The organism is Cupriavidus pauculus (genome assembly GCF_003854935.1).
Taxonomy (GTDB): Bacteria; Pseudomonadota; Gammaproteobacteria; order Burkholderiales; family Burkholderiaceae; genus Cupriavidus; species Cupriavidus pauculus_C.
In genome coordinates this window covers 252,761-273,665 of the sequence record NZ_CP033971.1, presented here as the reverse complement: position 1 = coordinate 273,665, position 20,905 = coordinate 252,761, and the positions used below count along the sequence as shown (strand labels likewise).

Genomic DNA, 20,905 nt, shown 5'->3' with positions numbered 1-20,905 from the left:
GCGCTTGATGTTTTCGAGGTCCTATGTCCCAAGTCGACTGGTTGAGCCAACTCCTGCAAATGATCAACGTCACAGGCCAACTTGAGGTTCGCTGCATCTATGGCGCGCCATGGCGTGTCGCATGGGATCAGTCCGCACCGCATGAAATTCCTTACCACGTCGTCCTCAAGGGTAGGGCCATTCTTGAGGATCCACAGACAGGCTCATTTAAGGAGCTCCTGGGCGGCGATATCGTACTGTTACCGCACGGGTCGGCCCATGTGTTGCACGATGGCAGCGGACACGCACCCCGTCTGACCAACAATCGACAGGGCTCCGCGGGATTCCTGCTTAGCGAGAACGACGGCGACGGGGAACGTCTCGACATGCTTTGCGGGCGGTTTTGTATCCGGTCGCCCCATGATCGGATCATCCGCGATTATCTTCCGGAAAGGTTGGTGGTACGGTCCGTAGACGGGGAAGACGGCATCATGTCGGCCTCGACAGATCTTGCAAGCCTCGTGGGACTGATGCGCATGGAGGCTACCGGCGACAAGCCCGGAGGCAACGCCATGCTCAACGCGCTGAGCTTCGCGCTATTCACTCTTGTGCTGCGCGCCGCGAGTGAGTTGGAGCAGTCGCCCGAGGGCTTATTGGCGCTTGCCGGCCACCCACGACTGGCCCCGGCTATTTCAGCCATGTTCGCCGATCCGGCTCGGCCCTGGAGTCTGTCCGACCTAGCAGGCTTGTGCAATATGTCCCGCGCCACGTTTATGCGGCACTTTCAGTCCACGCTCGGGCGCTCGGCAAACGACCTGCTAACTGATATCCGGATAAGCATAGCCGCCAACGAATTGAAGAAGCCGACGATGACCACGGAGGCGGTGGCCGACTCGGTCGGATATCAGTCCGTTGCCGCCTTCCGTCGGGTATTCACTAACAGGATGAACATGACGCCGGGGCAATGGCGACGTCTGGCGCGCAACGGTGAGTAATACCCCTCGCTTGTCACGCGCCGTCCTCGCGCAGCCCGGCCACACGCCACCCGCAAGGTCGCAAGCCCTCGCGATCGACTATGCCAAGCTGCCATTTTCGATACAGCGTAACCGTAGCTTGTCCGTGGCCGGACATGACGACGGCCGTCTTCTTGATCCTTGTAAGCATCATATTGAGTCATTCCAGTCTCGAAACCGCTAGGGTGCAGCGATAAAGTGAAAGCGTCCAACCAACCGTCATTGAAAGGGAAAGAAAATGACTGCCAATACAAATGCATTTCGTCTGAGAATCGCCGAAAAGGGCGTCCAATCGCTCTCTCTTCTCGCCCCACTGAGGTGGGCACTGGTCGTCATCTTTCTTTGGTTTGGCGCGATGAAATTCACCGCATACGAAGCCCACGGGATCGCGCCTTTCATCGCCAACAGTCCGATCATGAGTTGGCTGCATGCCTTTTTTGGCGTTCAAGGCGCAAGTTACGCCGTTGGCGTACTGGAGTTGTCGACCGCCTTGGCGCTGATTCTTGGAGCCTTCCAGCCTGGGTTCTCCGCTTTAGGCGCAGCGATGTCCACTACGACCTATCTGATCACGCTCACGTTCTTTCTGAGCACACCGGGCGTAGCAGAAGCGACAGCGGGTGGCTTCCCGGCGATTTCAGCGCTGCCTGGTCAGTTCCTTCTTAAAGATCTCGTTCTGCTCGCCGCATCGATCTCTCTTCTTTTGGCGTCTCTCCGCAGCACATGTTTGGGCACCGCAGCGCCTGACGTTTAGCGAGTACAAACCGGTTCAATGTACCGCGTTAGCAATGGCGATCGATGATCTCAAAGAGACGATTGCATGCAGTCACGACTTGCGATTCAGGTGCTGTCGCAATCCCGAGAAGAAGGCCAGCCGAACCACAAGACGGCTGCGCGAACCACCCGGAAAGCGGTGACGGTGCCATCCCGGCGTTTGTCGCCTCTCGAGCGATTTGTATGTCGGGGGCGCCATGCGGGAGCCTGAGAAGTATGGCTAGGCCCGCGTTTGTCCATAGCGCATGGTGGGTTCGCAACTGCTCGCATAGCGCGTCACGCTGGGCTGTATATAGGCGCTTGAGCCGACGAACGCGCCGGATGTAGTGCCCATCGCGCAGGAACTGGGCTGTGGCAAGCTGAATGATCGGCGAGGGCGCCGGGGAAAGCGAGGCCACCACTTCAGAGAATTCGTTGATCAAATTAACCGGTGCCACCAAGAATCCAAGCCGCAGTCCCGGGCTGATGGTCTTACTGAACGTCCCGATATGGATGACCCGATTGCTTTCTCCCAAAGACGCCAGAGCGGGGGCAGCCCTGCCCTCCAACTGCAATTCGCTGAGGTAGTCGTCTTCGATAATCCAGGCGCCGCTGGATACTGCCCATTCAAGCAACTGAAGCCGTCGCTGTAACGACAGGGTCGGACCCAAAGGTGCTTGTTGGCCGGGCGTCACAACAGCGAGCGCGGCGTCTGAAGCCTTTTCGATTCCATAGTCGACATCCAAACCTTCGGCATCTACAGGGACCAAAACACGCTCTAGGCGAGCGAGTTCCAACGCCTTTCGGGTCACCATGAAGCCGGGCTCCTCCATCCAGACCTTTTTACGGTCGAGCCCGAGTACGCGTAGTGCGAGCCCGAGACCGGCGCTGTATCCGGAAGTGATAAACAGCTGCTCTGGGACGCAGTGAAGGTTCCGGGAAATCGCGAGATAAGCGCCAATCTCCCGGCGCAGCTCTAACTCCCCGCGGGGATCGGGATAGACCAATGACGAGGAAGATCCTACTTTCAATACATTTGAGGAGCGCGCGCGAGCGAAAAGCGTGTCCGGTAATGAGCCTAACGCCGGAATTCCAAGCTGAAATATGGCCGGCCCCGCATGCATTGCGAGATAGGTACGGAAAAAATCCCCGTGAGCGAGCGATCCGGGCAGAGCGGTTGGCGTACTCCGCCAAGGCGCGACGCGGGTACCCCGCGCTCCAAAGGCCTCGATTCTCTGTGCGTCGGCCAAGCGCTCATACGCCGCTTGAACGGTACCGCGCGCTACACCGAGTTGCGCCGCGAGGTCTTGCCACGACGGCAATCGAGTACCCGGCGCGAGCACCCCGGTGTCAATTGCCTTTGCAATACTTAGTCGAATCTGCTCTGACAAGGGAATCTTTGCTTTCCGGTCCAAGTGGATTTGTAGCGTCGCGTCCATATACTTTCGTACACACACTGATTGAAATACTCGGTTCTTATATCTGTGCCATCGCGGGCTCCAGTTGCGTTGGTCAAGCGGAGCGCACGGACCACGTTCAGGTGGGAGACTGAATGTGGTCCGTATCGTGACAAACGTGCATCAAAGCCGTACCAGCGGCATCTGGGCAAACACAGAAGTGGAAGTCCTCGAATACGGCGAATTGCAAGACGTGGCGCGTCCGATTGGATCGCAGCGAGTTAGTCTGCGGGCGGCCTTGCGAGAGATCGGCGGCCGTATTGAGGCACGCTACGCGCCATCCAAGCCGCTTGTCGATGCCTATCACGGCAGTGATCACTTGAGTCTGATCGAGCAAGGCGGCGAAGCCTACGGCTATACCCGTTTCATTCGCGGCTTTCGTTGCGTGGCGATCCACTTCGACGATACGCTGCTGGGTGAAGCATGCGGGAGCGCAACGGCTGCGGCAAAATTCCGCTCGCGGCTCATGTTCGAGAACAAGCCGATTTGGGCTATGGCCGATCGGCTCGCACTGGCATGCGTCACGCCGCGCATCGGTCAGCGGCTTTACTGCGAGAGTCTGGTCGGCATGCTCGCAGTGGAACTGGCCGGGCTCGAGACAATCGGCCGAGGCGCGGCCTGCAAGGGAGGACTCGCCCCGTTTCGCTTGCGACGTATTCTCGATTACATCGAAGATCATCTTGGTGAGAACATCGCCCTTACAGAGTTGGCGGCAATATCCGAAGTGAGTCTCGCGCACTTCATGCGAGCTTTTCGCACTTCGACCGGTGAGGCGCCGCTGCGGTTCATCATGCGACGAAGAGTGGCCCGGGCCACGCGATTGCTATTGGAAACCAGCACGCCGCTGGTCCAAATTGCGCACGACTGCGGCTTCGCAGATCGTTCGCATATGACGACATGCTTTCGTCGTATTGCGGGGAACACTCCGGGGCGCATCCGCTCAGAGCGCTCGTAAGTGACATGGCAAAGCATGGACTTTGCGTTGGACTGGCGCCTGCGCAGTGCACACCCGAGCCGCACGTTTCCTTTCGACAATTGCAATGCGCGGGCCCTGGGCAGCGAGTGTCGCTCATGCCGACGCACTTTCACGCGTTCCCTTGCTTCGCCTATACCGACGGCATGCGGCTCCAAAGCCCACGAATAGCGATTGCGAGAGTCGGTCTGTGCACGCGCTGACTTCAGGATGCCATTGAACGCCAATTGCAAAGCGGGCCTCCACGACCCGCATAGCCTCGATCAAGCCGTCTGGCGCAATGGCTTCGGCAACCAGGGCTTCGCCTAGGGCGCGAACGCCCTGTATGTGCAGGGAATTCACGAGGGCTACATCTGTTCCCAGCCAGCCGCTGAGGATGCCGTCGGACGATAGGTGAACTCTGTGCTTGTACCGATAGCGCGTGTCCAGTGCCTCTGACAAACCTTCCCAATGGTGTTTGTTGTAACCGGCCGCACAGAGAGCAGAGTGCAGTGTGCCTCCAAAGGCGACGTTCATCTCGTGAAAGCCACGGTCGATCGCAAGTATAGGCATTCCCCGTGACACGGCGCCACGCATCAATTGGACGATGACATGGTCACGCGCAGGACCAAGCGGGAATCCCGTTGCTAGCTCGTCTTGATGGAGAGCCGGATTGACAATGGAAGTCCCCCCAGGGAACAGCAAGCCAGAGAGGACATGCAAATAGGAAGAGACATCGGTAATCGTCCCAGTCGCGGGAATGAAGACCGGTGTAACGCCGGCCACGTTGCTCAGTGCGCGACGATACCTTTCCTTGGCGCCATGCTGGTCGTGTCCACCGACAAAGAACCGGTTGCAAACAACTCCGACAAGCGCCGGAATGGTCTGACACGCAGGGTTAGGAGGATATGCCATGGCCAGACGTTTTGGTGATGTGCAGTCAGCCGATGGTATGCGAAGACTTTGCTGGGCTGAATACCGGAGCGCAATATCACAGCAGACTCAATAAAAACATGCTCGAGAAGAACAATGGCAGTCCGAAGCGCGCAGCGGGGACTGTGGTCGATTGTCCGCGTCAGTTGGAAACCTCGGTCGTCGGTAGAATCCAGTGCCTGTCATCTGGGCGATTGCTAGTTTTTCGAGCCGTCGTCGCAGGGTGTGGCACTGACGAAAAAAGGCCGCCAATTGCGCAGGTAGACGGAGCGACACATCTGGCATAGGAAGCGGCCGCGATTCGACTGCAGGGTCCGCCGCGCTGACGGGAAACTACGGCTGAGTATTCCTACGCTTGGTACTCAATGGTTGCTTCCCCGCCTGGCGCGCTTCAGGGCGGCGCATCCAGAGAGAAGTCGAGATGCGGCAGTTTCGACACGATGAGGACTTCAGCCGCGACGATGTAGACATCTGGATTTGAGGTGAAGCGCCCGAAGCGACGTTGGCCGGCCAGGATGCAAGTGGAATACCTTCTCGGCCGCGAAATCGTTCCCGTCTGCGCACCATCGTTACTGCAGCGCTTGAGCCGTCCCTGCGAGTTGCTCAAAGAGGTGTTGCTGCGCCATACAAATTTTCCGGAGAATTGGGCGCTGTGGGCGAAATCAGCCGGACTCAGAGCCTCACCCGCGCTGGGCCTTGGCTACGTCCTGAGCATCAACTCAATCTTCGCGGCAAGGCTATTGCGCTAACGCAACGCCGCCTGATTGAGCGAGGAAGCTGGTGAACTGGTGAAGGCTCTTGATTTGCCTGCGGACGCCGGGCGCTGCAATTTCCCCTGTGTAGACGCACAGCAACCGCGCAGCGCTGCGCAGAACGCATTCCGCGGAAGCCGCCGCCGCACGCATCATGACCATCGACGGCCAGGATATGGTCGATCGTCTTCGGATGCTCGACGTCTCCCGCAAGGCCGTATTATTGCTACTGAGGGAGAGTATTGGCGGCCCAGTTGCGCGCGATGTGGAGGGCTGATGAAGACGGTCACCAACGTCGACTGTCCCTTCTTGGGCTGTATAAATTACGGCCGCTTGAAGTGCCGATCGAAGATCGAACTGCGGCGTGCTTAACCTCGCGAGGTGTGTCACGGTCGGCGGCCGGCATCTACCGGCCCTTCGTCATGCTTGCCGGCGGGCGCTACGCCATGCTCGATGACGGCATGGGGCTCAGGTCGGTGCCGTGGTGGCCGGTGATCGAACAGCGGCTGGGGCAGCAGCTTGCGGCAACAGCGCGCGGCGGCGGCGTGTCTTGGGAAACCGGTAGGCAACGAGGCGTCTTCACGCAGCAATCCAGCGAGAGCGTTCCAGTGTGGCATCCACCTTGGCTGGTGGTTGCCGCTCGACCAAACAGGCGGGGAGGTGCTATATTTGGAATCAAGCATTTCCAATATATGTTGTATCCGGCATGCCCACACAACCATCAGCCGCATCATTCCCCCGCAGCAGGGGCCGTCCACGCGAGTTCGATGCCGACAAAGCGCTCGACCAGGCCGTGCGCGTGTTCAGCGAACGCGGCTACGCCGGCGCGTCGATCACCGACCTTACCCGCGCCATGCGGCTGGCCCAAGGCAGTCTCTACAAGGCGTTCAAGGACAAGCGGTCGCTGTTCCTAGCGTCTTTCGACCGTTACCGCGCCCTGCGGACGGAGAAACTGCGACAGGCCATCGGCGATGGCGGCACCGGCCGGCAACGGCTGCGCGCTGCGTTGACCTTCTATGCGGAATCAGCCCAAGGAGCGACAGGCCGCCAAGGCTGCCTCGTCGTCAGCAGCACGGTGGCGCTTTCGACGTTCGACAAGCCCGTGGCCGACCACATCGCTGCCGCGCTGGCTCGCAACGAGTCCATGCTGGCCGACCTGATCCGCCAGGGGCAGGCAGATGGCTCGATCGCGACACACGTCGATGCCGAAGTCTGCGCACGGATGTTGTTGTGCCTGACGCAAGGCATGCGTGTGGTCGGCAAGACCGGGAGCAGCCGCGCTCAGATGCAGGCCGTCGTCGATACGGCACTCAAGGTACTGACCTGACTTTTTTTACCAATTTAGGAAACGAACGATTCCATTTGATCAAGGAGCAGATACATGAAGATCGCTTTCCTCGGCCTTGGCACGATGGGGCTGCCGATGGCCGCCAACCTGGTCAACGCCGGCTATGCGGTGCGCGGCTGGAACCGCTCTCCGGCACCGGCAGCAAAGCTGGCCACGCTCGGCGCGCAGATCGCGGCAACGCCCGACGAGGCAGCCGATGATGCCGACGTGCTGATTTCGATGCTCGCCGACGATGCTGCCACGCGCGCCGCCGTGCTGGACGCGGGGGCGCTGGCCGTGCTCAAGCCCGGTGCGATCCACGTCAACATGGCAACGGTATCGGTTGCACTGGCCGAAGAACTGGCGGCGCGGCACCGGGTGCAAGGCGTGGGCTACGTCGCCGCGCCGGTGCTCGGCCGGGTCAACGTGGCCGAGGCAGGACAACTCAACATCCTGGCCGCCGGCGAGGCGCGGGCGCTGGCCGCCGTGCAGCCGCTGTTCGACGTGCTCGGCCAGAAGACATGGCACATGGGCGAGCGGCCCGAACAAGCCAATGCCGCCAAGCTGACAGTGAACTTCATGATCGCGAGCGCCATCGGCACGATGGGCGAAGCCGTGGCGCTGGCGCAGGGGCATGGCGTGGACAAGGCCGGATTTCTGCAACTGGTCACGTCTACGGTGTTCGCCGCGCCGGTCTATAAGGGCTACGGGCAGGCCATCGCCGACGAACGCTTCGAGCCGGCCGGATTCAAGCTGTCGCTCGGACTCAAGGACGTGCGTCTGGCGCTGGAAGCCGCAGAGCAGGTCCACGTGCCGCTGCCACTGGCCAGCGCGCTGCGCGACACCCATATCGAAAGCCTCGCGCACGGCGAAGGCCATCTGGATTGGGCCGCCTTGTCGCGCTCGTCGGCGCGCCGCGCCGGGCAGGCATGAACGCCGATGCCCAAGCCGTTCCGGCCAGCCTGTCGTGGCTGCCGGCTGCGCCTGCGGCCTGACGGCCGCCACTCTACTATGCGCAGCCGCTGGCCTACCCGAGCGGTGCGGGTCTGGGGCGGTCGCCCGAGGCCACCGGTCTGACCGCCAAGCCTTCCACTCGACCAGAACTGTAGTGCATATCTATCGTGGGGCGCTTGCTCTGTCCAACCCCCATCACAAATCCCCATTATTGGCCGGGAGACAGCGTGTCGTTCGTGTCTTGCGAAGCTGAAACGCGGAGGCATGGACACAGAGGCCTCAATGTGCAGCCACAACCCAACGTGGCGGATCGCCCATTACTGACTCGTCGATAGAGTGCTTTGCCAACGCTGCGGGGAGGAAAATACTGTGCCGCCCCGCAAGAATCGCCGGTTAGGTTCGACACAAGCTAATGCCACCTGGGCATCGTCGAAATGGTCGTCAAAGTACCAATTCGGATGAGGTAACCAAGGTTGCGCGACAGCGTGCGGCGTACTTTTCAAGGGTTGCGGGTGATGCGTTGGGAGGAATGCGGAGAGTCTGCGGAGAATCGTCCAGCAAGCGTGGAGGCAGGTGGCCTTTATGCCCTGCGCATATTGAATCGCTAGAAACACGTCCCGGCGATCTGCGTCGGGAGAGAGACCTGAATTCCCCGCAATCGCCTCTTAGCAGCAAGGCGTCGCGGGGCGACTAACCAGGGCGCAAATTAGACCGCTACGGCTTCCGACGTTGTTGCGACGCTAGCCTTGGTACGACGAGTCGTCGGTGCCGACTTCTTGGCCGTCTTAGGCTGGGCGGGCTGTGCCGGCTTGGCGACCGCAGTGGAGCGACGGGTTTTTTCGGGCGTTGCCTTCGGGGTCTTTGCAGCGCTCGGGGCTTTTACCGTCTTGGACGTCGTCGTGGCGGTTGCTTTCTTCGCTGCGGGCTTCTTTGCGGTCTTGGCTTTGGCCGACGCCGTCGCCTTGGCAGCAGCCTTTTCGGCTGCCAGTGCGGCGCGAGCCGATTCCTTCAGCTTTTGCAGTTCGGCGCGTGCCTTAACGACGGCCTTCTTACCAGCAGCGGCTTGCTTTGCCAGATCTGCGCGCAGCTTGTCCAATTGCTTTTGTGCAGCCTTCACTTCGCGAGCCAGGACGCTGGCCTTCTTTGCCGGGATAGCTGCTTTCTTGGGCGTGCGTGCTTGCGTGGTTGCTGTGGTCTTCGTTACGGCCATTTGGAGTTTCTCCGTGGAAAGGGATTTTCAACGGAGGCGGAGTGTAGCAGCGAACGGTTGCAGATGCCATTCACTGCACATCCGCAATCTCGAAAAAAGCGATTTCGCAAGCCGCGACTTATCGTAACAGCTTGCAATCCTATCAACTCATGCCCAGGAAAATGCCTTCAGGGCATCAACATCAGCACTACACGCTTGTCAGGCAGCTTCCTCAGCAATCAGAAAACGCTTGGGATTCTTGCCAAGCCAAGCAGGCGCCCGTCCCCGACCGGACCACGTGTTGCCGGTCTTCGGATCCATGTACTTCGGCGGCAGCGGAGTCTTCGGCGCAGTAGTGGAGCCGTTTTTTGCCGGACGGCCACGTCGGCGCTTACCAGCAATATCCTCGACACTTAGGCCGTAGTCGGCCATAAGCTCTTGGATTTTCGCGATGACACCAGCCACTTCTTCCGCCCGGACTTCGTTGAGCTTTGCCTCCAAAGCGGCTTTTTCCGCCATCAACTGCTTGTAGGTTGCCATGAAAGAACTCCGAAAAATAATGTGGATGAGAACCATCCTATAACAAAAACCTTCCCGCAGCGAATCATGGACGCGAACACGGCTGGTTGAAACTGTCTTCCTATGGCTAGGCAATCTTAAAATGATCGATGGATTGCCCTGCGCATACGGCTCGTTGCAGCCACTCTGGAAGTTCGCCTATTCCGTCCCAGCAATGGCCCTGAGCGTCTTTGTATTTCGCTGGTCCATGCATTGCATGGCGAGCTGTGCTCGACTCAAAACAACCTATGGCTTCAAGCTGAGCCAGCGTAATGCCATGGCGTGCCATGGCTGTGCGAATCCAAAGGATTGCATCGCTCTTGTCGCGCTGCGAGGCTTCATCCCCCGAAGCCGGAAATGGGTTGCCGACCGAGTTTTGCTTGGCGGCGGACGGGTTTGCTTGAGGCATACGGAGTATGTAATTGGCGAAATAAAAAAGTTCCGTACTAGTGAGGCAGGGCGTTTCGGGCCTAGCTGCCGTCGGCGGGCGTAGCCGACGGCATCGGTTCGCAATCGAAATGGGCCGAAGCATACGTCGCGTTGCATGCCCATACTTCTTCACCGTTGCGAACGAAAGTCACCCAAAGTCCGTCGCTGATGCATTCAGCGCCCGGAAATACTTCGTCATGTCCGTTTGGACCGTCCAGCGGAAAGGGCGCGTGAGGAACGGCCCAGTATCGCCCTGGGGCCAGGGCTGCAACTTGTTTCCTACTCATACACCTCGACTGTTTTCCTTGTAAGACCGCGATTCATTTCGGTGGGAGCCGGGAGTCACCGCTCAGCATGTTCACAACATCATGATAGCGGGTTGTGCGAGCCAGATGTCCGACTGGCTGGCCGCCATCGCGCCGTCCGGGTTGGCCAAGCGTACGCGATCCGACGGAGCCGGCACGGGCACAGCGGCGACCGTGTGAATATACAACGCTGCATCCATGAAAAATGGCCGCCGCAGGTGCAAAGGGCAGCGGGAGTATCAAGCGTGCATGAAACCTTGACCTCGTGGCCCGGCAAGTACAATGGGACCGACAAGAACGCTTCGACTAGCACATGGCCCCACTAACTCGCTTTGACCTGCGCATACCCAGTCCCCGCACCGGGAAACCTGTCCTGCCGCCTGTCAGTGCCCGGCGTACTTGTGCCTGCTGTAATCGCAAGATCGCTGAAGGGTGGGTCATGCCAAACGGCGACTCGCTGTGTGCGAACTGCGAGGACATGGTGGCCAGGGCGAAGCTTTACCGGTCGGAAACCACGAATGCTTCCCTGCAGGGATATCTTTCACACATGCGGCGCCTCAACGGCGTTGCTGTGGAGGATGGCGCAGTAAACTACCTGTCATCATTTTTCGGTCGATAACGCAAATAGGTGAGCCATGGAACTGACGCTTGAGCAGATCAAGGCGATATATCGGGAGGCGATTGACCCGCTCGCCAAAGATACGGAAGGTAGAGAGTGGTGGGAATCCGTCTCTGCCAATGTCACTGCGGTTGTGAAGGCTGACAGTGTCGCCGAGGCCGCTTCGTTCATTGCGTGGTGGCATTCCGATTGGGAATGGACTCAGATTGGCGATAGCGCCGTCCAAGCGGCGGAGCGTCTTCGCCTTGCTGCTAGAGCCGAGCTGGTGAACTGATGTGTCCGGGGGGGGCAGGTCGAATTGCCGTCTGCTCCGTTGTCCTTGTCAGTCCATGCCGAGCAGTTGGGGCAACAAGCGCTGGACGCGCGTGGCCACCTGCGGCACTCGGTTCCAGGTCGGGAGAGAGTTTCTGATCCCAAGCCCCACCTTTTCTGGTTTGTCGATCGCGCATAGGATTGGATATCCTGCTTTCCGTTTCTTTGCGGCGGACTGCTCACCCGTCGGTAACTATGTCGCCGCGGTGGCTGGTAGACATCTAGAGGTGGAGGATCTTCAGTATGACGACCGATACAGGCAAGCGAAGCGGGCAATGCCATTGTGGGGCCGTGCGTTTCGAGGTAACACTCACCGAAGGATTCGATTCGGTTCGCCGCTGCAACTGTTCATACTGCCGGATGCGAGGGGCTGTGGTCGTCGCGGCGAAGTCTAGTGACCTTAAGGTACTTCGTGGCCATGAGGCGTTAAGCAGCTACCGCTTCAACACGGGAGCGGCCCAGCATTTCTTCTGTTCTTGCTGCGGCATTCACACGCACCTGCAACGGCGATCAGACCCAAACTTGCTTGGGGTGAACGTAGCCTGCTTGGACGGCGTCAGTCCGTTCGACTTCGACGAGGTGCCGGTCATGGATGGCGTCAATCATCCCAATGACACAGGAGGGCGGGCACGGCAGGCGGGAATTCTGCGCTTTGCGGCGGCCACGGGCCATTCTGGTTGATCCGCCGGGAGTTCGAGGGACAGCGGCAAGCCATGCTAATCGATCTTGCCCGGGTGCCAACGGCGAACGTCCACACCACTACAAGACTGGCCCTTTCACGAGGCAGGGTGTGCGAGGCGCCATCGACGCAAGTCCAGGAGCAAAGAACACGCTCTCCTGGGAAATCGTGTGGGCTTACCAATCGGCGATTCGGAATCGGGAACCGGTACTGTCTCGATATCGCATGATGCCGCGCTGCATGATACGACCCAGCAGGTTGCATACGAGGAGCGATTGCTTGCGTTGCACGACGCTAAGCAGGCCCACGTCCTCGGGAAACGCTTGGACTAGGAAGGCCTTCCGACCGTGGCGCCTCGGCAACCGGAGGCTTATCCCTACATCGAGGATCATTTCACTGCGACACAGGCCGACAGGGATGCATGGCACATCAACATCCATGCGAAAGCCATCAAGGACCAACAGGTCGAGGATCTGAAGGATTTCGTCCGTGCTAGGTGGTCGGCCTCAGAAACGCGGCGAGCAAGGTTACCTGGATGCGGCGTATGACCTCACTGCGGGCGATGCTGGCTAGCAAACAGTAAGGCGCCAACCGAAGAGATCATCGCGCCCGGGCGGCGCCAGAGGTGGGCAGCAGTGATAGCACCGGGGCGGCCGGATCCAATGCCCGACGGAGGCAGTAGCGCTAGGTGCTGAATTCTGCACTCATCGCCTCCCGAACACTGTCGCCTCCACTTCGCCGCCCCAGCTCCCACAGCTCATTTTCCGACATAGCGGCATTGTTTGTTCGCCATTTTTCGTTGACATTATGGCGATTTTTGCCTATCTTCCCCTCATGCCTTCGCTTCCTCCACGTCGCACGCCCAAACACACCCCTGTCCTGGTCAAGGCAGCCCTTGAGCGGTTGGGGCAGCGGCTGATCGTCGCGCGCAAGCTCCGCGAAATGACTCAAGAACAATTGGCCGCCTTCGCCGACGTGTCTCCGTCGACGCTCCGGTCGTTGGAAGATGGTGCGGATGGTGTGTCGATGGGCAACTTTCTGAAGGTGATGCAGGGGCTTCAACTGCTGGACCAACTGGAGCACTTGCTCGATCCAAAAGACGATCCTGAAGCGGTTGCCTTTGCCGAACGGCAACTGGGCCGTCGGAGATGAACGGCGTTCCGGTTTGGGCATGGCTCCCCGGAGAGGACAGCCCGACTCATGCGGCAGACCTAACTCTGGAAGGCACGCCGCGCTTTGTTTATTCCCGCGATTATCTTTCTCGGGACGACGCGGTTCCGCTTGATCCGGTTGAACTTCGGCTTGTGCGCAATGCTCGCGGGATTGCAATAGCCGCTGCGGACGGCCTTCCGGGGGTAATTCGCGACGCAAAGCCGGCCGGCTACGGTGCGGACCGTCTGATGGCTCATGCTGGAAAGGAGCTCACACCTTTCGAATTGCTCGAGCGGGGGGTGCCTGATGGTGTCGGTGCGATTGAGGTATGCACAGAGATCGAACGCAAGCTTGCGTGGAAGCCGAAAGGTTTGGAAGAGCTTCAATACCTGGCGGAAGAGTTGGATGCGGCAGATCCCGCAAGTCGCGCGCTACGGCGACTTAACGCTGATCTAGATACGAGCGCGGGTGGAGAGCGGCCAAAGGCGACACTGGTGCACGATGGACGGCTCTGGCTTGCCAAAATGCAGGATCGTGGTGACCGCTCGGCTATGCCGGCTCGGGAATTCGTCGCGATGCGCCTGGCGCAAATGGCGGGCCTTGATGTCGCCCCAGTGGTATTGCACACCTTTGGTTCCCATCAAGTCTTGCTCGTAGAGCGATTTGATCGCAGGGGCGACCCGTATCGGCCTCAGCGCCGGTTGTTCGCGAGCGCACATACGGTCCTCCGGCTGCCTTTGGATGCGGTGCGTGGCGATCCGCGGCGGTCTTATCTCAATTTTGGTGATGCCTTGCGGGTTTGGGCGAAGGGCCGTGACGACCTGGCCAGACAGTTGGAAGAACTATGGCGACGGATGGTTTTCAACGCGCTGGTGGGCAATACGGATGATCACCCTTTGAATCATGGCCTCATCCACGAAGGCGGTGTCAAACGCAGCTGGCGCCTTGCACCGGCATTTGATATCACGCCAGTAATGTCGGCCCGGCAGCCCGGCGGTGCTGACGCTCCTGTGCTCTCTATGGCGACTGGTGCGGATGGACTCGCACGAGCCAGCGTGGAACGGCTTTCGAGCGCAGCCAGCCATTTCGGTATAGATCGGGAGGCAGCTATGTCTTGGATTTCGCTAACGGCGCGACTTGTGGCCGAACACTGGGAAACCATGTTGCGCCAAGCAGCCAAGCCAATCCTCGGGACAGGACCCAACCTGGATTCCCTGATTGCGGACGCACATTCTGCGTTCGCCTATAGCGAGCGCTTGTCATCAGCGTCAAATGGCCGACTGTAGTGTCGCGCTAGGGGCCATCCGGTCTCTCCCCCTTGGCTACGTGGTCGAGCAGGTGTTCTCCGAGACGCAAGTTAATCGCGCTGCCACGTAGGGCGGCCGGAAAGCCGCCCGCAATGGGACCCCTCTCGCATTTCCTGCCCCGCGAGGGCGTCACTCTGAATCTCCAGCAGCCGCTGCGCGCTGGGTAAAAGCGACCGCAACGGTCGCTTGATAAACCACAACTCCCGCGCTAGCCCAAGGCTATGCAGTTCGCGAACGATCAAGCCTGGAAACGCTATGCGCTGGTGTGCCAGCGCCGGTAGCACCGAGTAAGAGCCACCCTGCACCAGAAGCGTGAAGAGATAGGTGGTGCTCTCCACCTCGTCACGGTCGCCAACCCGTTTCGGTGCGATTTATATGTTTCATAGGTATCCATGATAGAACATATGTTGCACATGCCTTAGCATGAGTGCAATGCGGTCTATCTACAGTGCTACCTAGGAGTCAACCATGAGAACTCAAGCTCTCGCCGCAGTCGCCATCGTCGTGGTGGCTGTGTGCTCGCCTGCTGTGTCCGCAGCGGACGCGTCGAAGAGTCCTACACTATCTCGCATCAAGGAGTCCGGAGCGATCTCCATTGGGCATAGGACTTCGTCGATTCCTTTTTCTTACTACGATGCCAATCAGAAGGTCGTCGGATTCTCTCAAGATATCTGCGACAGAGTGATTGCGGCGGTCAAGAAAGAAGTGGGTGTTTCCACGTTGCAGGTGCGAATGATTCCAGTGACGTCGCAGAATCGGATCTCGCTGGTGCAGAATGGAACCGTTGATTTGGAGTGCGGCGTTACTACAAACCTCAAGTCGCGTCAGCAGCAAGTGGCATTTTCGACGACATTTTTCGTCGCTGGGACGCGACTGTTGGTCAAGAAAGATAGCCCCGTCCGAGACTTCTCGGATTTGGCGGGAAAGACGGTCGTCACCAACGCGGGGACGACGTCGGAGCGCATCCTTCGCAGGCTCAATGACGAGAAGAAGTCGAATATCACAGTTCAGAGCGCGAAGGACTATGGCGAATCGTTCTTGATTCTCCAGTCCGGCCGAGTAGCGGCCTTCATGATGGATGACGTCCTGCTGTCAGGAGCCAAGACGCTCGCTCCGAATCCTTCGGACTGGACTGTCGTCGGCACTCCCCAGTCGTACGAAGCCTACGGATTCATGATGCGGAAGGAAGACCCGGAGTTCAAAAAGGTCGTCGACTCAACGATCACCGCGCTGATGAAAAGCGGTGAGATCAACGCTATGTACGATAAGTGGTTCAACAAACCAGTTCCGCCGAAAAACATTAGTTTCGATTTCCCGATGAGCGGGGCGGTCAAGAAGGCTTACGAACAACCCAACGACGAGGCCTTCGAATAAAGCGTCTGGACGGACCAGGCCAAAAAAGTCTGGTCTTTCTCGGATACATTTGCCGTTGTCGGCTGCCCGAGGCCGACAACGGCCAACTCAGAACAGCTAACGGCGCCCGTTTTGGACATACGCGCCTGTCTGATTTAGCTGGCCTTCCGTATGCTCAAGCGCCTTGATGGCGCCCTTTCCTTTCTTGGCCAGCAATTGCTCCACGAGCGCCTCCGCCAAAGCAACGCCTGCGGCTATTGATGGGAAGAAGGATGGGCTGTCATTCGAGAAGAGTAGCGTGCAGTCAGCTCGCAGCGCGATGGGCGCTACTGTGCTGTCAGTGAGCGCGACGACGCTGCAGCCTGCATCGCGCGCAGCGTCCGCGACGCGCACGATTTCTGCACTATATGGCGCGAAGCTCGTGACGACTACCGTATCTTTTCCGGTCAAGGCCCGCAATTCCATCTCCAAAGTCCCGGCGTCGCCGCGTATCAGATGCACGGTCGGCCTAAAAAGCCGGTAAACATAGTGCAACGTGAAGGCGATGGGAAAGCATGATCTGAAGCCGGCAACATGCACGTTGGCAGCAGTGCTCAGGAGTTCGACCGCTTTCGACATTGCCGCGGAGTTGGTATCTCGCGTGACATCTAGGTTTCGATGTTGGGTATCGAGCATTTCCGCCAGCATGCGGCTTGCGCTGCTACCTTGCACAACCTTCCGAGCGCGCTTTGCATAAGGTTGTGGGCCCCCACGTACGGAATCCACGAATAGTTGGCGGAGTGCCTGCCAGCCCTCAAAACCAAGATGCTGGGCAAGTCGCACCAAAGTGGCAGGTTGAACGCCGGCATCGGCTGCGATCTTGCGCATCGACAGCAGAGGGATTTCCTGGGGGTGATCGAGTAAATACCTCGCGCCGCTTTGAAACTGAGTGCTGAGACTGGGGAACTGCTCCCTCATCTGGCTCAGCAACTCCTCTAGGTTGTTCGGCGGTTCGATGGTGGTCGCTTCTTTCATGTTCTAGCTCATCTTGCCTTGGCATGTAACGATTGTTGCACAAGCAAAGTCAGTTTGCAGGCTTTCTTGATCCACAAGCCGCCCTTGTAAATGATCTGCGCGTATCAACAAACTGCCTGCGAGCAACAAACGTTGCAAATTGCCAGTTGCTTACTTATACTTTGCACATCGAAGGTGTTCCCTCTCAGAGCCCTTCGATCTCTCCCTGGTGCGGAGCAGGTTTTTCGTCCGATCCCAAATATAAAACTATGACCAAGGTATTCCATCGCAATCCGCGGCAGTCTCTCCCCATTGCGGTAGCCGGACAAGGCGTTGAGCTTATCGACAATAAGGGCAAGCGTTACATCGACGCCTCGGGTGGCGCAGCGGTTTCGTGCTTGGGACACGGGCATCCGCGCGTGATCGGCGCGATCAAGCAGCAGGTGGATAACATCGCCTACGCGCACACGTCCTTCTTTACTACCGAGGTGTCGGAGACTCTGGCCGAGACCCTCGCTGAAGCAGCGCCAGGCGATCTAAATCACGTCTATTTCGTCTCGGGCGGATCGGAAGCGGTCGAAGCTGCTTTGAAACTGGCGCGACAGTACTTTGTAGAGATCGGACAGCCCGAGCGCCGGCATTTCATCGCTCGTCGGCAGAGCTACCATGGGAATACTCTGGGAGCCCTTGCTATCGGCGGTAACGCATGGCGCCGTGAGCCGTTTCTGCCGTTGTTGGTACCGTCGCATCACGTGGCGCCATGCTATGCCTATCGGGATCAGCGAGCAGATGAATCCGCCGAACAGTATGCGCAGCGTCTAGCCGACGAGCTGGAAGCTAAGATCCTGGAGTTGGGATCGGAGACCGTCGCGGCTTTCGTTGCGGAGACCGTGGTTGGAGCGACCGCCGGCGCGGTTGCGCCTGTCGGGGGCTACTTCCAGAAGATTCGCGCGGTATGCGATAAATACGGTGTACTCCTGATCCTGGACGAAGTGATGTCGGGCATGGGGCGTACTGGCTATATGTTCGCTTGCGAAGAGGATGGCGCCGTCCCCGATATCGTGACAATTGCCAAGGGTTTGGGTGCAGGCTACCAGCCGATTGGGGCTATGCTGTCCTCTGGCCGGATCTACAACGCAATTGTTCAAGGGAGCGGATTCTTTCAGCACGGCCACACATATATCGGGCACGCCACAGCCTGCGCTGCAGCACTCGCTGTGCAAAGAACGATTGTTGAAGAGCGGCTCTTGCAGAATGTACAGGCCCGTGGCAAGCAACTGCGTGCTCGATTGCGTGAAGTGTTGGGTGCTCACCCGAATATCGGAGATGTCCGCGGTCGGGGTCTGTTTGTCGGCGTCGAGTTTGTGGCTGATCGCGCGACGAAAGAAACCCTCGACCCCGCGCTCAAGCTTCACGCCAAGCTGAAGTCGACAGCGATGCAGAATGGTCTGCTCATCTACCCCATGGGCGGGACGGTCGACGGGATTCGTGGCGACCACGTTCTCTTTGCTCCGCCCTTCATCAGTACCGAGGACAATATCGAGCAAATCGTCGAACGATTTGTGATGTCTGTCATTGCTGTACTGCCACTTTGAATGCGTCCTTTGAGGTGAGATGAACACCCATGACTAACTCGACGAAACGTTGTCAGTATGCCTTGGCGGTAGCGCCGAATGGCGCGCGAAAGACGCACCTGGACCATCCGCAGTTGCCCATCACTCCGTCGGAGCTTGCGCGGTGTGCCCAGGAGTGCCTGGACATTGGCGCAGCAATGATCCATCTGCACGTGAGGAAGGCGGATTTCACGCATAGTCTGGAAGTATCACACTACGAAGCCGCGGTTGCTGCAATCCGGAAGGCGGTGGGCGATCGGCTTGTGATTCAGCTCACAACGGAGGCCGTTGGGGTTTATAAACCGTCGCAGCAAATTGCGACGATCAAGACGTTGAGGCCGGAAGCGGCGTCCGTTGCAATCAGGGAACTCGTGCAGGTCGACGAGAGCGGCAGAAATACGGCTGGCGAATTCTTCCAATGGATGCGTAGTGAAGGGGTAGTTGCTCAGTACATTTTGTACGATGCGGATGACGTCAACCGATACGCCGAGCTTCGCAAAGATGGTCATATTCCGAAGGATGGGCACTGGGTGCTCTTCGTGCTTGGCCGCTATTCTGTGGGCCAAACCTCATCCCCTTCTGATCTGCTGCCGTTTCTGGCTGCTTGGAAGGCAACGGGAATGGACAAGACTGCGACGCAGTGGGCGGTGTGTGCATTCGGGAACCTGGAAGCCGATTGCGCAGCAGCATCCGTGCTTTTAGGCGGGCACGCACGAATCGGCTTTGAGAACAATATGCTCTTGCCGACGGGGCAGGTTGCACCTAACAATGCGGCTCTGTTGCAGGCAGTGAGAAAGACTGTGGATGCATTGGCGTACAGCCCTATGGACGCCTACACCCTTAGAAGCTTGACCTTCCAGTAATATCGACGACCGGCGGGTCAAGCTTATAAAGCTAACTCGCGAGGGTAAGCAGGTTGCGGAGCGTCTTGAGAGGGCTACGTCAGCGCTAAGAGTGAGGCTGCTTGGCGATATTCTCAAAAGGATGTGGATACCGCTACGCGTGTGCTGCGGCTTCTAGAGGAGCGTTCGATCCAGTATTTGGCGCCCTAACACGCGCATTGCGCTAGATGCCAAAGTACTGGCAGTTGGCCTCAATGCGGGCTCGTTCGCTTTCGGGAAACTGCCGCTCTTCGAGCAGCCGCTGCAGCGCCAGGCGGCCTTGCTCGATGGCGCTAACGTAATAGGCGCTCACGACGAGTTCATCGATTGCCCGCCAGGTGTAGACGGAATCGTCGATAAACAGCGTGTCGGCTGGACGCGGCATGGCGGCGGCCTGCTGCGCGAACAGGTGCGCAAGCGCGAATTCGCCCCGCAGCCGGTGGTAACGGGCCAGCGCGCAGAGCGGCTCCGCGCGCGTGGGTCGCAGCTGGTAGGCATCGAGATAGGTCGCCTGCACTACGGCCGGAGCGTCGCCGCGGCGTTCGCGCAGCGCGCCGATCTGATAGCGGGCGAACCAGACTTCCTCTTCCCAGCCGCCCATCGCGGTGCGTGCCTCATAATGGCGGATGGCCTCGTCAAACATACCCGCATCGCGACAACTTTGCGCCAGATAGAATCGGTAGCGTGTATTGCGGGGCGCCTCGCGGACGGCCTTCTCCAACACCTCGATGTCGCGCAGATACGTGTGCGGATCACGCGCGCGTGCGCCGTCGCGCGATACGACAATGGTGGCATGAGGTAGCACATCCCAACGGTGCGCTCTGTCCTGCGTTAGGAATTCGTGCAGCACGCCCTCCCACCGCCATGGCTGGCGCGCGCGTACCAATGCGTTGCGCAAGTAATGCCAGCCGTCAAGCTCGCAGCGGAACTGGTAGCCGTCGGCCTGCAGATCGGGCCATGCGAAATCGACGTCCATGCGCAGCGTCTCGTCGGCGTCGATACACAGCAGGTAGTCGTCCGCACCTTCCATGGCCGTGCGGGCGAGCGCCATGGCCTCGTTGCGGTTGTGCGCGAAGTCGCACCACGGCCGCTCATGCAGTGTGCCCGGCAGGTCTGCCATGAACTGGCGGATCGTGTCCTGCGTGCCGTCGCTTGATCCCGTGTCCACGATGACCCAATGGTCGATCCACGGTTTCACGCTCGCCAGACAGCGCTCGATCACTGGAGCTTCGTCCTTGACGATCATGTTTAGGCAAATGCGGGGCACGTGAGACTCCGAGTGGCAAAAATCCGGGCAAAGCATACCCGCTTTGCTGGTCGTTCGCGAATCATGTGCGCGGCCTGTCTGCCCCTCCGAGGGGGGGTGAAAATGCAATGCCCCGTTTGATCCAGTCATCG

22 protein-coding genes are annotated in these 20,905 nt (G+C 59.1%); 14 read left to right on the top strand and 8 right to left on the bottom strand.

Translation table 11 applies throughout. From position 1 onward, the window contains the following. Positions 1 to 23: 23 nt before the first annotated feature. Together EHF44_RS27935 and EHF44_RS27930 are read left to right on the top strand one after the other, a co-directional pair. A complete protein-coding gene (locus EHF44_RS27935) occupies positions 24 to 974 on the top strand; it encodes an AraC family transcriptional regulator (RefSeq protein ID WP_124687008.1) in 951 nt (316 codons plus the stop codon). Positions 975 to 1,230: 256 nt separating this feature from the next. Further along, positions 1,231 to 1,743: a YkgB family protein gene (locus EHF44_RS27930; RefSeq protein WP_124687007.1), complete on the top strand. Its 513-nt coding sequence runs from the start codon at positions 1,231 to 1,233 to the stop codon at positions 1,741 to 1,743. A 28-nt stretch (positions 1,744 to 1,771) separates the two neighbouring features. On the opposite strand, the gene EHF44_RS27925 is transcribed toward EHF44_RS27930, so the two are convergent. After that, the gene (locus tag EHF44_RS27925; protein WP_124687006.1) at positions 1,772 to 3,181 is read right to left on the bottom strand and encodes a PLP-dependent aminotransferase family protein; all 1,410 of its coding nucleotides are present in this window, start codon (positions 3,179 to 3,181) and stop codon (positions 1,772 to 1,774) included. A 115-nt stretch (positions 3,182 to 3,296) separates the two neighbouring features. On the opposite strand from EHF44_RS27925, the gene EHF44_RS27920 reads away from it, so the two are divergent. Continuing rightward, the gene (locus tag EHF44_RS27920; protein ID WP_124687005.1) at positions 3,297 to 4,154 is read left to right on the top strand and encodes an AraC family transcriptional regulator; all 858 of its coding nucleotides are present in this window, start codon (positions 3,297 to 3,299) and stop codon (positions 4,152 to 4,154) included. A gap of 114 nt (positions 4,155 to 4,268) precedes the next feature. On the opposite strand, the gene EHF44_RS27915 is transcribed toward EHF44_RS27920, so the two are convergent. Then, a complete protein-coding gene (locus tag EHF44_RS27915) occupies positions 4,269 to 5,066 on the bottom strand; it encodes a gamma-glutamyl-gamma-aminobutyrate hydrolase family protein (RefSeq protein ID WP_124687004.1) in 798 nt (265 codons plus the stop codon). 409 nt (positions 5,067 to 5,475) lie between these two features. Next, on the bottom strand, positions 5,476 to 5,691 hold the full coding sequence (locus tag EHF44_RS28535; RefSeq protein ID WP_172966220.1) for a hypothetical protein: 216 nt from the start codon (positions 5,689 to 5,691) through the stop codon (positions 5,476 to 5,478). Positions 5,692 to 5,990: 299 nt separating this feature from the next. On the opposite strand from EHF44_RS28535, the gene EHF44_RS28925 reads away from it, so the two are divergent. The 4 genes from EHF44_RS28925 to EHF44_RS27895 are packed head-to-tail and all read left to right on the top strand — an operon-like array spanning position 5,991 to position 8,096. Next, a complete protein-coding gene (locus EHF44_RS28925) occupies positions 5,991 to 6,113 on the top strand; it encodes a hypothetical protein (RefSeq protein WP_301337495.1) in 123 nt (40 codons plus the stop codon). Further along, complete coding sequence (locus EHF44_RS28815; protein WP_367613720.1) at positions 6,100 to 6,750, top strand: DUF3363 domain-containing protein; 651 nt, start codon at positions 6,100 to 6,102, stop codon at positions 6,748 to 6,750. Before EHF44_RS28925 ends, EHF44_RS28815 begins: the two co-directional genes overlap by 14 nt. Beyond that, positions 6,636 to 7,163, top strand: coding sequence for a TetR/AcrR family transcriptional regulator (locus EHF44_RS27900; RefSeq protein WP_253700439.1), 528 nt, complete (start codon positions 6,636 to 6,638; stop codon positions 7,161 to 7,163). Before EHF44_RS28815 ends, EHF44_RS27900 begins: the two co-directional genes overlap by 115 nt. A gap of 54 nt (positions 7,164 to 7,217) precedes the next feature. Then, positions 7,218 to 8,096 carry an NAD(P)-dependent oxidoreductase gene (locus EHF44_RS27895; protein ID WP_124687002.1) on the top strand — a complete coding sequence of 293 codons (879 nt, stop codon included), beginning with the start codon at positions 7,218 to 7,220 and terminating at the stop codon, positions 8,094 to 8,096. A 727-nt stretch (positions 8,097 to 8,823) separates the two neighbouring features. On the opposite strand, the gene EHF44_RS27890 is transcribed toward EHF44_RS27895, so the two are convergent. From EHF44_RS27890 to EHF44_RS27880, 3 genes are all read right to left on the bottom strand, one after another. Next, the gene (locus EHF44_RS27890) at positions 8,824 to 9,327 is read right to left on the bottom strand and encodes a fumarate hydratase (protein WP_124687001.1); all 504 of its coding nucleotides are present in this window, start codon (positions 9,325 to 9,327) and stop codon (positions 8,824 to 8,826) included. A gap of 198 nt (positions 9,328 to 9,525) precedes the next feature. Next, positions 9,526 to 9,846 (bottom strand): H-NS histone family protein, encoded by a 321-nt coding sequence (locus tag EHF44_RS27885; RefSeq protein ID WP_124687000.1) that lies wholly within the window; start codon positions 9,844 to 9,846, stop codon positions 9,526 to 9,528. A gap of 106 nt (positions 9,847 to 9,952) precedes the next feature. Next, a complete protein-coding gene (locus EHF44_RS27880; RefSeq protein ID WP_124686999.1) occupies positions 9,953 to 10,273 on the bottom strand; it encodes an H-NS family nucleoid-associated regulatory protein in 321 nt (106 codons plus the stop codon). Positions 10,274 to 11,233: 960 nt separating this feature from the next. Here EHF44_RS27880 and EHF44_RS27870 point away from each other — a divergent pair. The 5 genes from EHF44_RS27870 to EHF44_RS27850 all read left to right on the top strand — a co-directional run bounded on the left by EHF44_RS27870 (position 11,234) and on the right by EHF44_RS27850 (position 16,041). Next, a complete protein-coding gene (locus EHF44_RS27870; protein ID WP_124686997.1) occupies positions 11,234 to 11,491 on the top strand; it encodes a hypothetical protein in 258 nt (85 codons plus the stop codon). A gap of 281 nt (positions 11,492 to 11,772) precedes the next feature. Further along, a complete protein-coding gene (locus EHF44_RS27865) occupies positions 11,773 to 12,210 on the top strand; it encodes a GFA family protein (RefSeq protein ID WP_124686996.1) in 438 nt (145 codons plus the stop codon). 805 nt (positions 12,211 to 13,015) lie between these two features. After that, complete coding sequence (locus EHF44_RS27860) at positions 13,016 to 13,360, top strand: helix-turn-helix domain-containing protein (protein ID WP_253700437.1); 345 nt, start codon at positions 13,016 to 13,018, stop codon at positions 13,358 to 13,360. Beyond that, positions 13,357 to 14,646: a type II toxin-antitoxin system HipA family toxin gene (locus tag EHF44_RS27855; RefSeq protein ID WP_124686995.1), complete on the top strand. Its 1,290-nt coding sequence runs from the start codon at positions 13,357 to 13,359 to the stop codon at positions 14,644 to 14,646. Before EHF44_RS27860 ends, EHF44_RS27855 begins: the two co-directional genes overlap by 4 nt. Positions 14,647 to 15,135: 489 nt before the next feature. After that, positions 15,136 to 16,041: a glutamate/aspartate ABC transporter substrate-binding protein gene (locus EHF44_RS27850; protein WP_124686994.1), complete on the top strand. Its 906-nt coding sequence runs from the start codon at positions 15,136 to 15,138 to the stop codon at positions 16,039 to 16,041. A 96-nt stretch (positions 16,042 to 16,137) separates the two neighbouring features. On the opposite strand, the gene EHF44_RS27845 is transcribed toward EHF44_RS27850, so the two are convergent. Next, complete coding sequence (locus tag EHF44_RS27845; RefSeq protein WP_124686993.1) at positions 16,138 to 17,034, bottom strand: MurR/RpiR family transcriptional regulator; 897 nt, start codon at positions 17,032 to 17,034, stop codon at positions 16,138 to 16,140. A 248-nt stretch (positions 17,035 to 17,282) separates the two neighbouring features. Here EHF44_RS27845 and EHF44_RS27840 point away from each other — a divergent pair, with 248 nt between their 5' ends. Both EHF44_RS27840 and EHF44_RS27835 read left to right on the top strand, forming a co-directional pair. Next, positions 17,283 to 18,608, top strand: a complete 1,326-nt coding sequence (locus tag EHF44_RS27840) for an aspartate aminotransferase family protein (RefSeq protein WP_124686992.1) — start codon at positions 17,283 to 17,285, stop codon at positions 18,606 to 18,608. A 29-nt stretch (positions 18,609 to 18,637) separates the two neighbouring features. Then, a complete protein-coding gene (locus tag EHF44_RS27835; protein ID WP_124686991.1) occupies positions 18,638 to 19,489 on the top strand; it encodes a 3-keto-5-aminohexanoate cleavage protein in 852 nt (283 codons plus the stop codon). Between the two features lie 202 nt (positions 19,490 to 19,691). On the opposite strand, the gene EHF44_RS27830 is transcribed toward EHF44_RS27835, so the two are convergent. Continuing rightward, complete coding sequence (locus EHF44_RS27830; RefSeq protein ID WP_253700435.1) at positions 19,692 to 20,753, bottom strand: tetratricopeptide repeat-containing glycosyltransferase; 1,062 nt, start codon at positions 20,751 to 20,753, stop codon at positions 19,692 to 19,694. Positions 20,754 to 20,905 lie beyond the last annotated feature (152 nt).

Excerpts from the sequence above, each read along its gene's own strand:
- EHF44_RS27865 (WP_124686996.1), top strand. The coding sequence starts at position 11,773 with ATGACGACCGATACAGGCAAGCGAAGCGGGCAATGCCATTGTGGGGCC.
- EHF44_RS27830 (WP_253700435.1), bottom strand. The coding sequence starts at position 20,753 with ATGATCGTCAAGGACGAAGCTCCAGTGATCGAGCGCTGTCTGGCGAGC.
- EHF44_RS27890 (WP_124687001.1), bottom strand. The coding sequence starts at position 9,327 with ATGGCCGTAACGAAGACCACAGCAACCACGCAAGCACGCACGCCCAAG.
- EHF44_RS27895 (WP_124687002.1), top strand. The coding sequence starts at position 7,218 with ATGAAGATCGCTTTCCTCGGCCTTGGCACGATGGGGCTGCCGATGGCC.
- EHF44_RS27850 (WP_124686994.1), top strand. The coding sequence starts at position 15,136 with ATGAGAACTCAAGCTCTCGCCGCAGTCGCCATCGTCGTGGTGGCTGTG.
- EHF44_RS27860 (WP_253700437.1), top strand. The coding sequence starts at position 13,016 with ATGGCGATTTTTGCCTATCTTCCCCTCATGCCTTCGCTTCCTCCACGT.
- EHF44_RS28925 (WP_301337495.1), top strand. The coding sequence starts at position 5,991 with ATGACCATCGACGGCCAGGATATGGTCGATCGTCTTCGGATGCTCGAC.
- EHF44_RS27840 (WP_124686992.1), top strand. The coding sequence starts at position 17,283 with ATGACCAAGGTATTCCATCGCAATCCGCGGCAGTCTCTCCCCATTGCG.
- EHF44_RS27915 (WP_124687004.1), bottom strand. The coding sequence starts at position 5,066 with ATGGCATATCCTCCTAACCCTGCGTGTCAGACCATTCCGGCGCTTGTC.
- EHF44_RS27855 (WP_124686995.1), top strand. The coding sequence starts at position 13,357 with ATGAACGGCGTTCCGGTTTGGGCATGGCTCCCCGGAGAGGACAGCCCG.
- EHF44_RS27885 (WP_124687000.1), bottom strand. The coding sequence starts at position 9,846 with ATGGCAACCTACAAGCAGTTGATGGCGGAAAAAGCCGCTTTGGAGGCA.
- EHF44_RS27930 (WP_124687007.1), top strand. The coding sequence starts at position 1,231 with ATGACTGCCAATACAAATGCATTTCGTCTGAGAATCGCCGAAAAGGGC.
- EHF44_RS28815 (WP_367613720.1), top strand. The coding sequence starts at position 6,100 with ATGTGGAGGGCTGATGAAGACGGTCACCAACGTCGACTGTCCCTTCTT.
- EHF44_RS27880 (WP_124686999.1), bottom strand. The coding sequence starts at position 10,273 with ATGCCTCAAGCAAACCCGTCCGCCGCCAAGCAAAACTCGGTCGGCAAC.
- EHF44_RS27870 (WP_124686997.1), top strand. The coding sequence starts at position 11,234 with ATGGAACTGACGCTTGAGCAGATCAAGGCGATATATCGGGAGGCGATT.
- EHF44_RS27845 (WP_124686993.1), bottom strand. The coding sequence starts at position 17,034 with ATGAAAGAAGCGACCACCATCGAACCGCCGAACAACCTAGAGGAGTTG.
- EHF44_RS27835 (WP_124686991.1), top strand. The coding sequence starts at position 18,638 with ATGACTAACTCGACGAAACGTTGTCAGTATGCCTTGGCGGTAGCGCCG.
- EHF44_RS27925 (WP_124687006.1), bottom strand. The coding sequence starts at position 3,181 with ATGGACGCGACGCTACAAATCCACTTGGACCGGAAAGCAAAGATTCCC.
- EHF44_RS27935 (WP_124687008.1), top strand. The coding sequence starts at position 24 with ATGTCCCAAGTCGACTGGTTGAGCCAACTCCTGCAAATGATCAACGTC.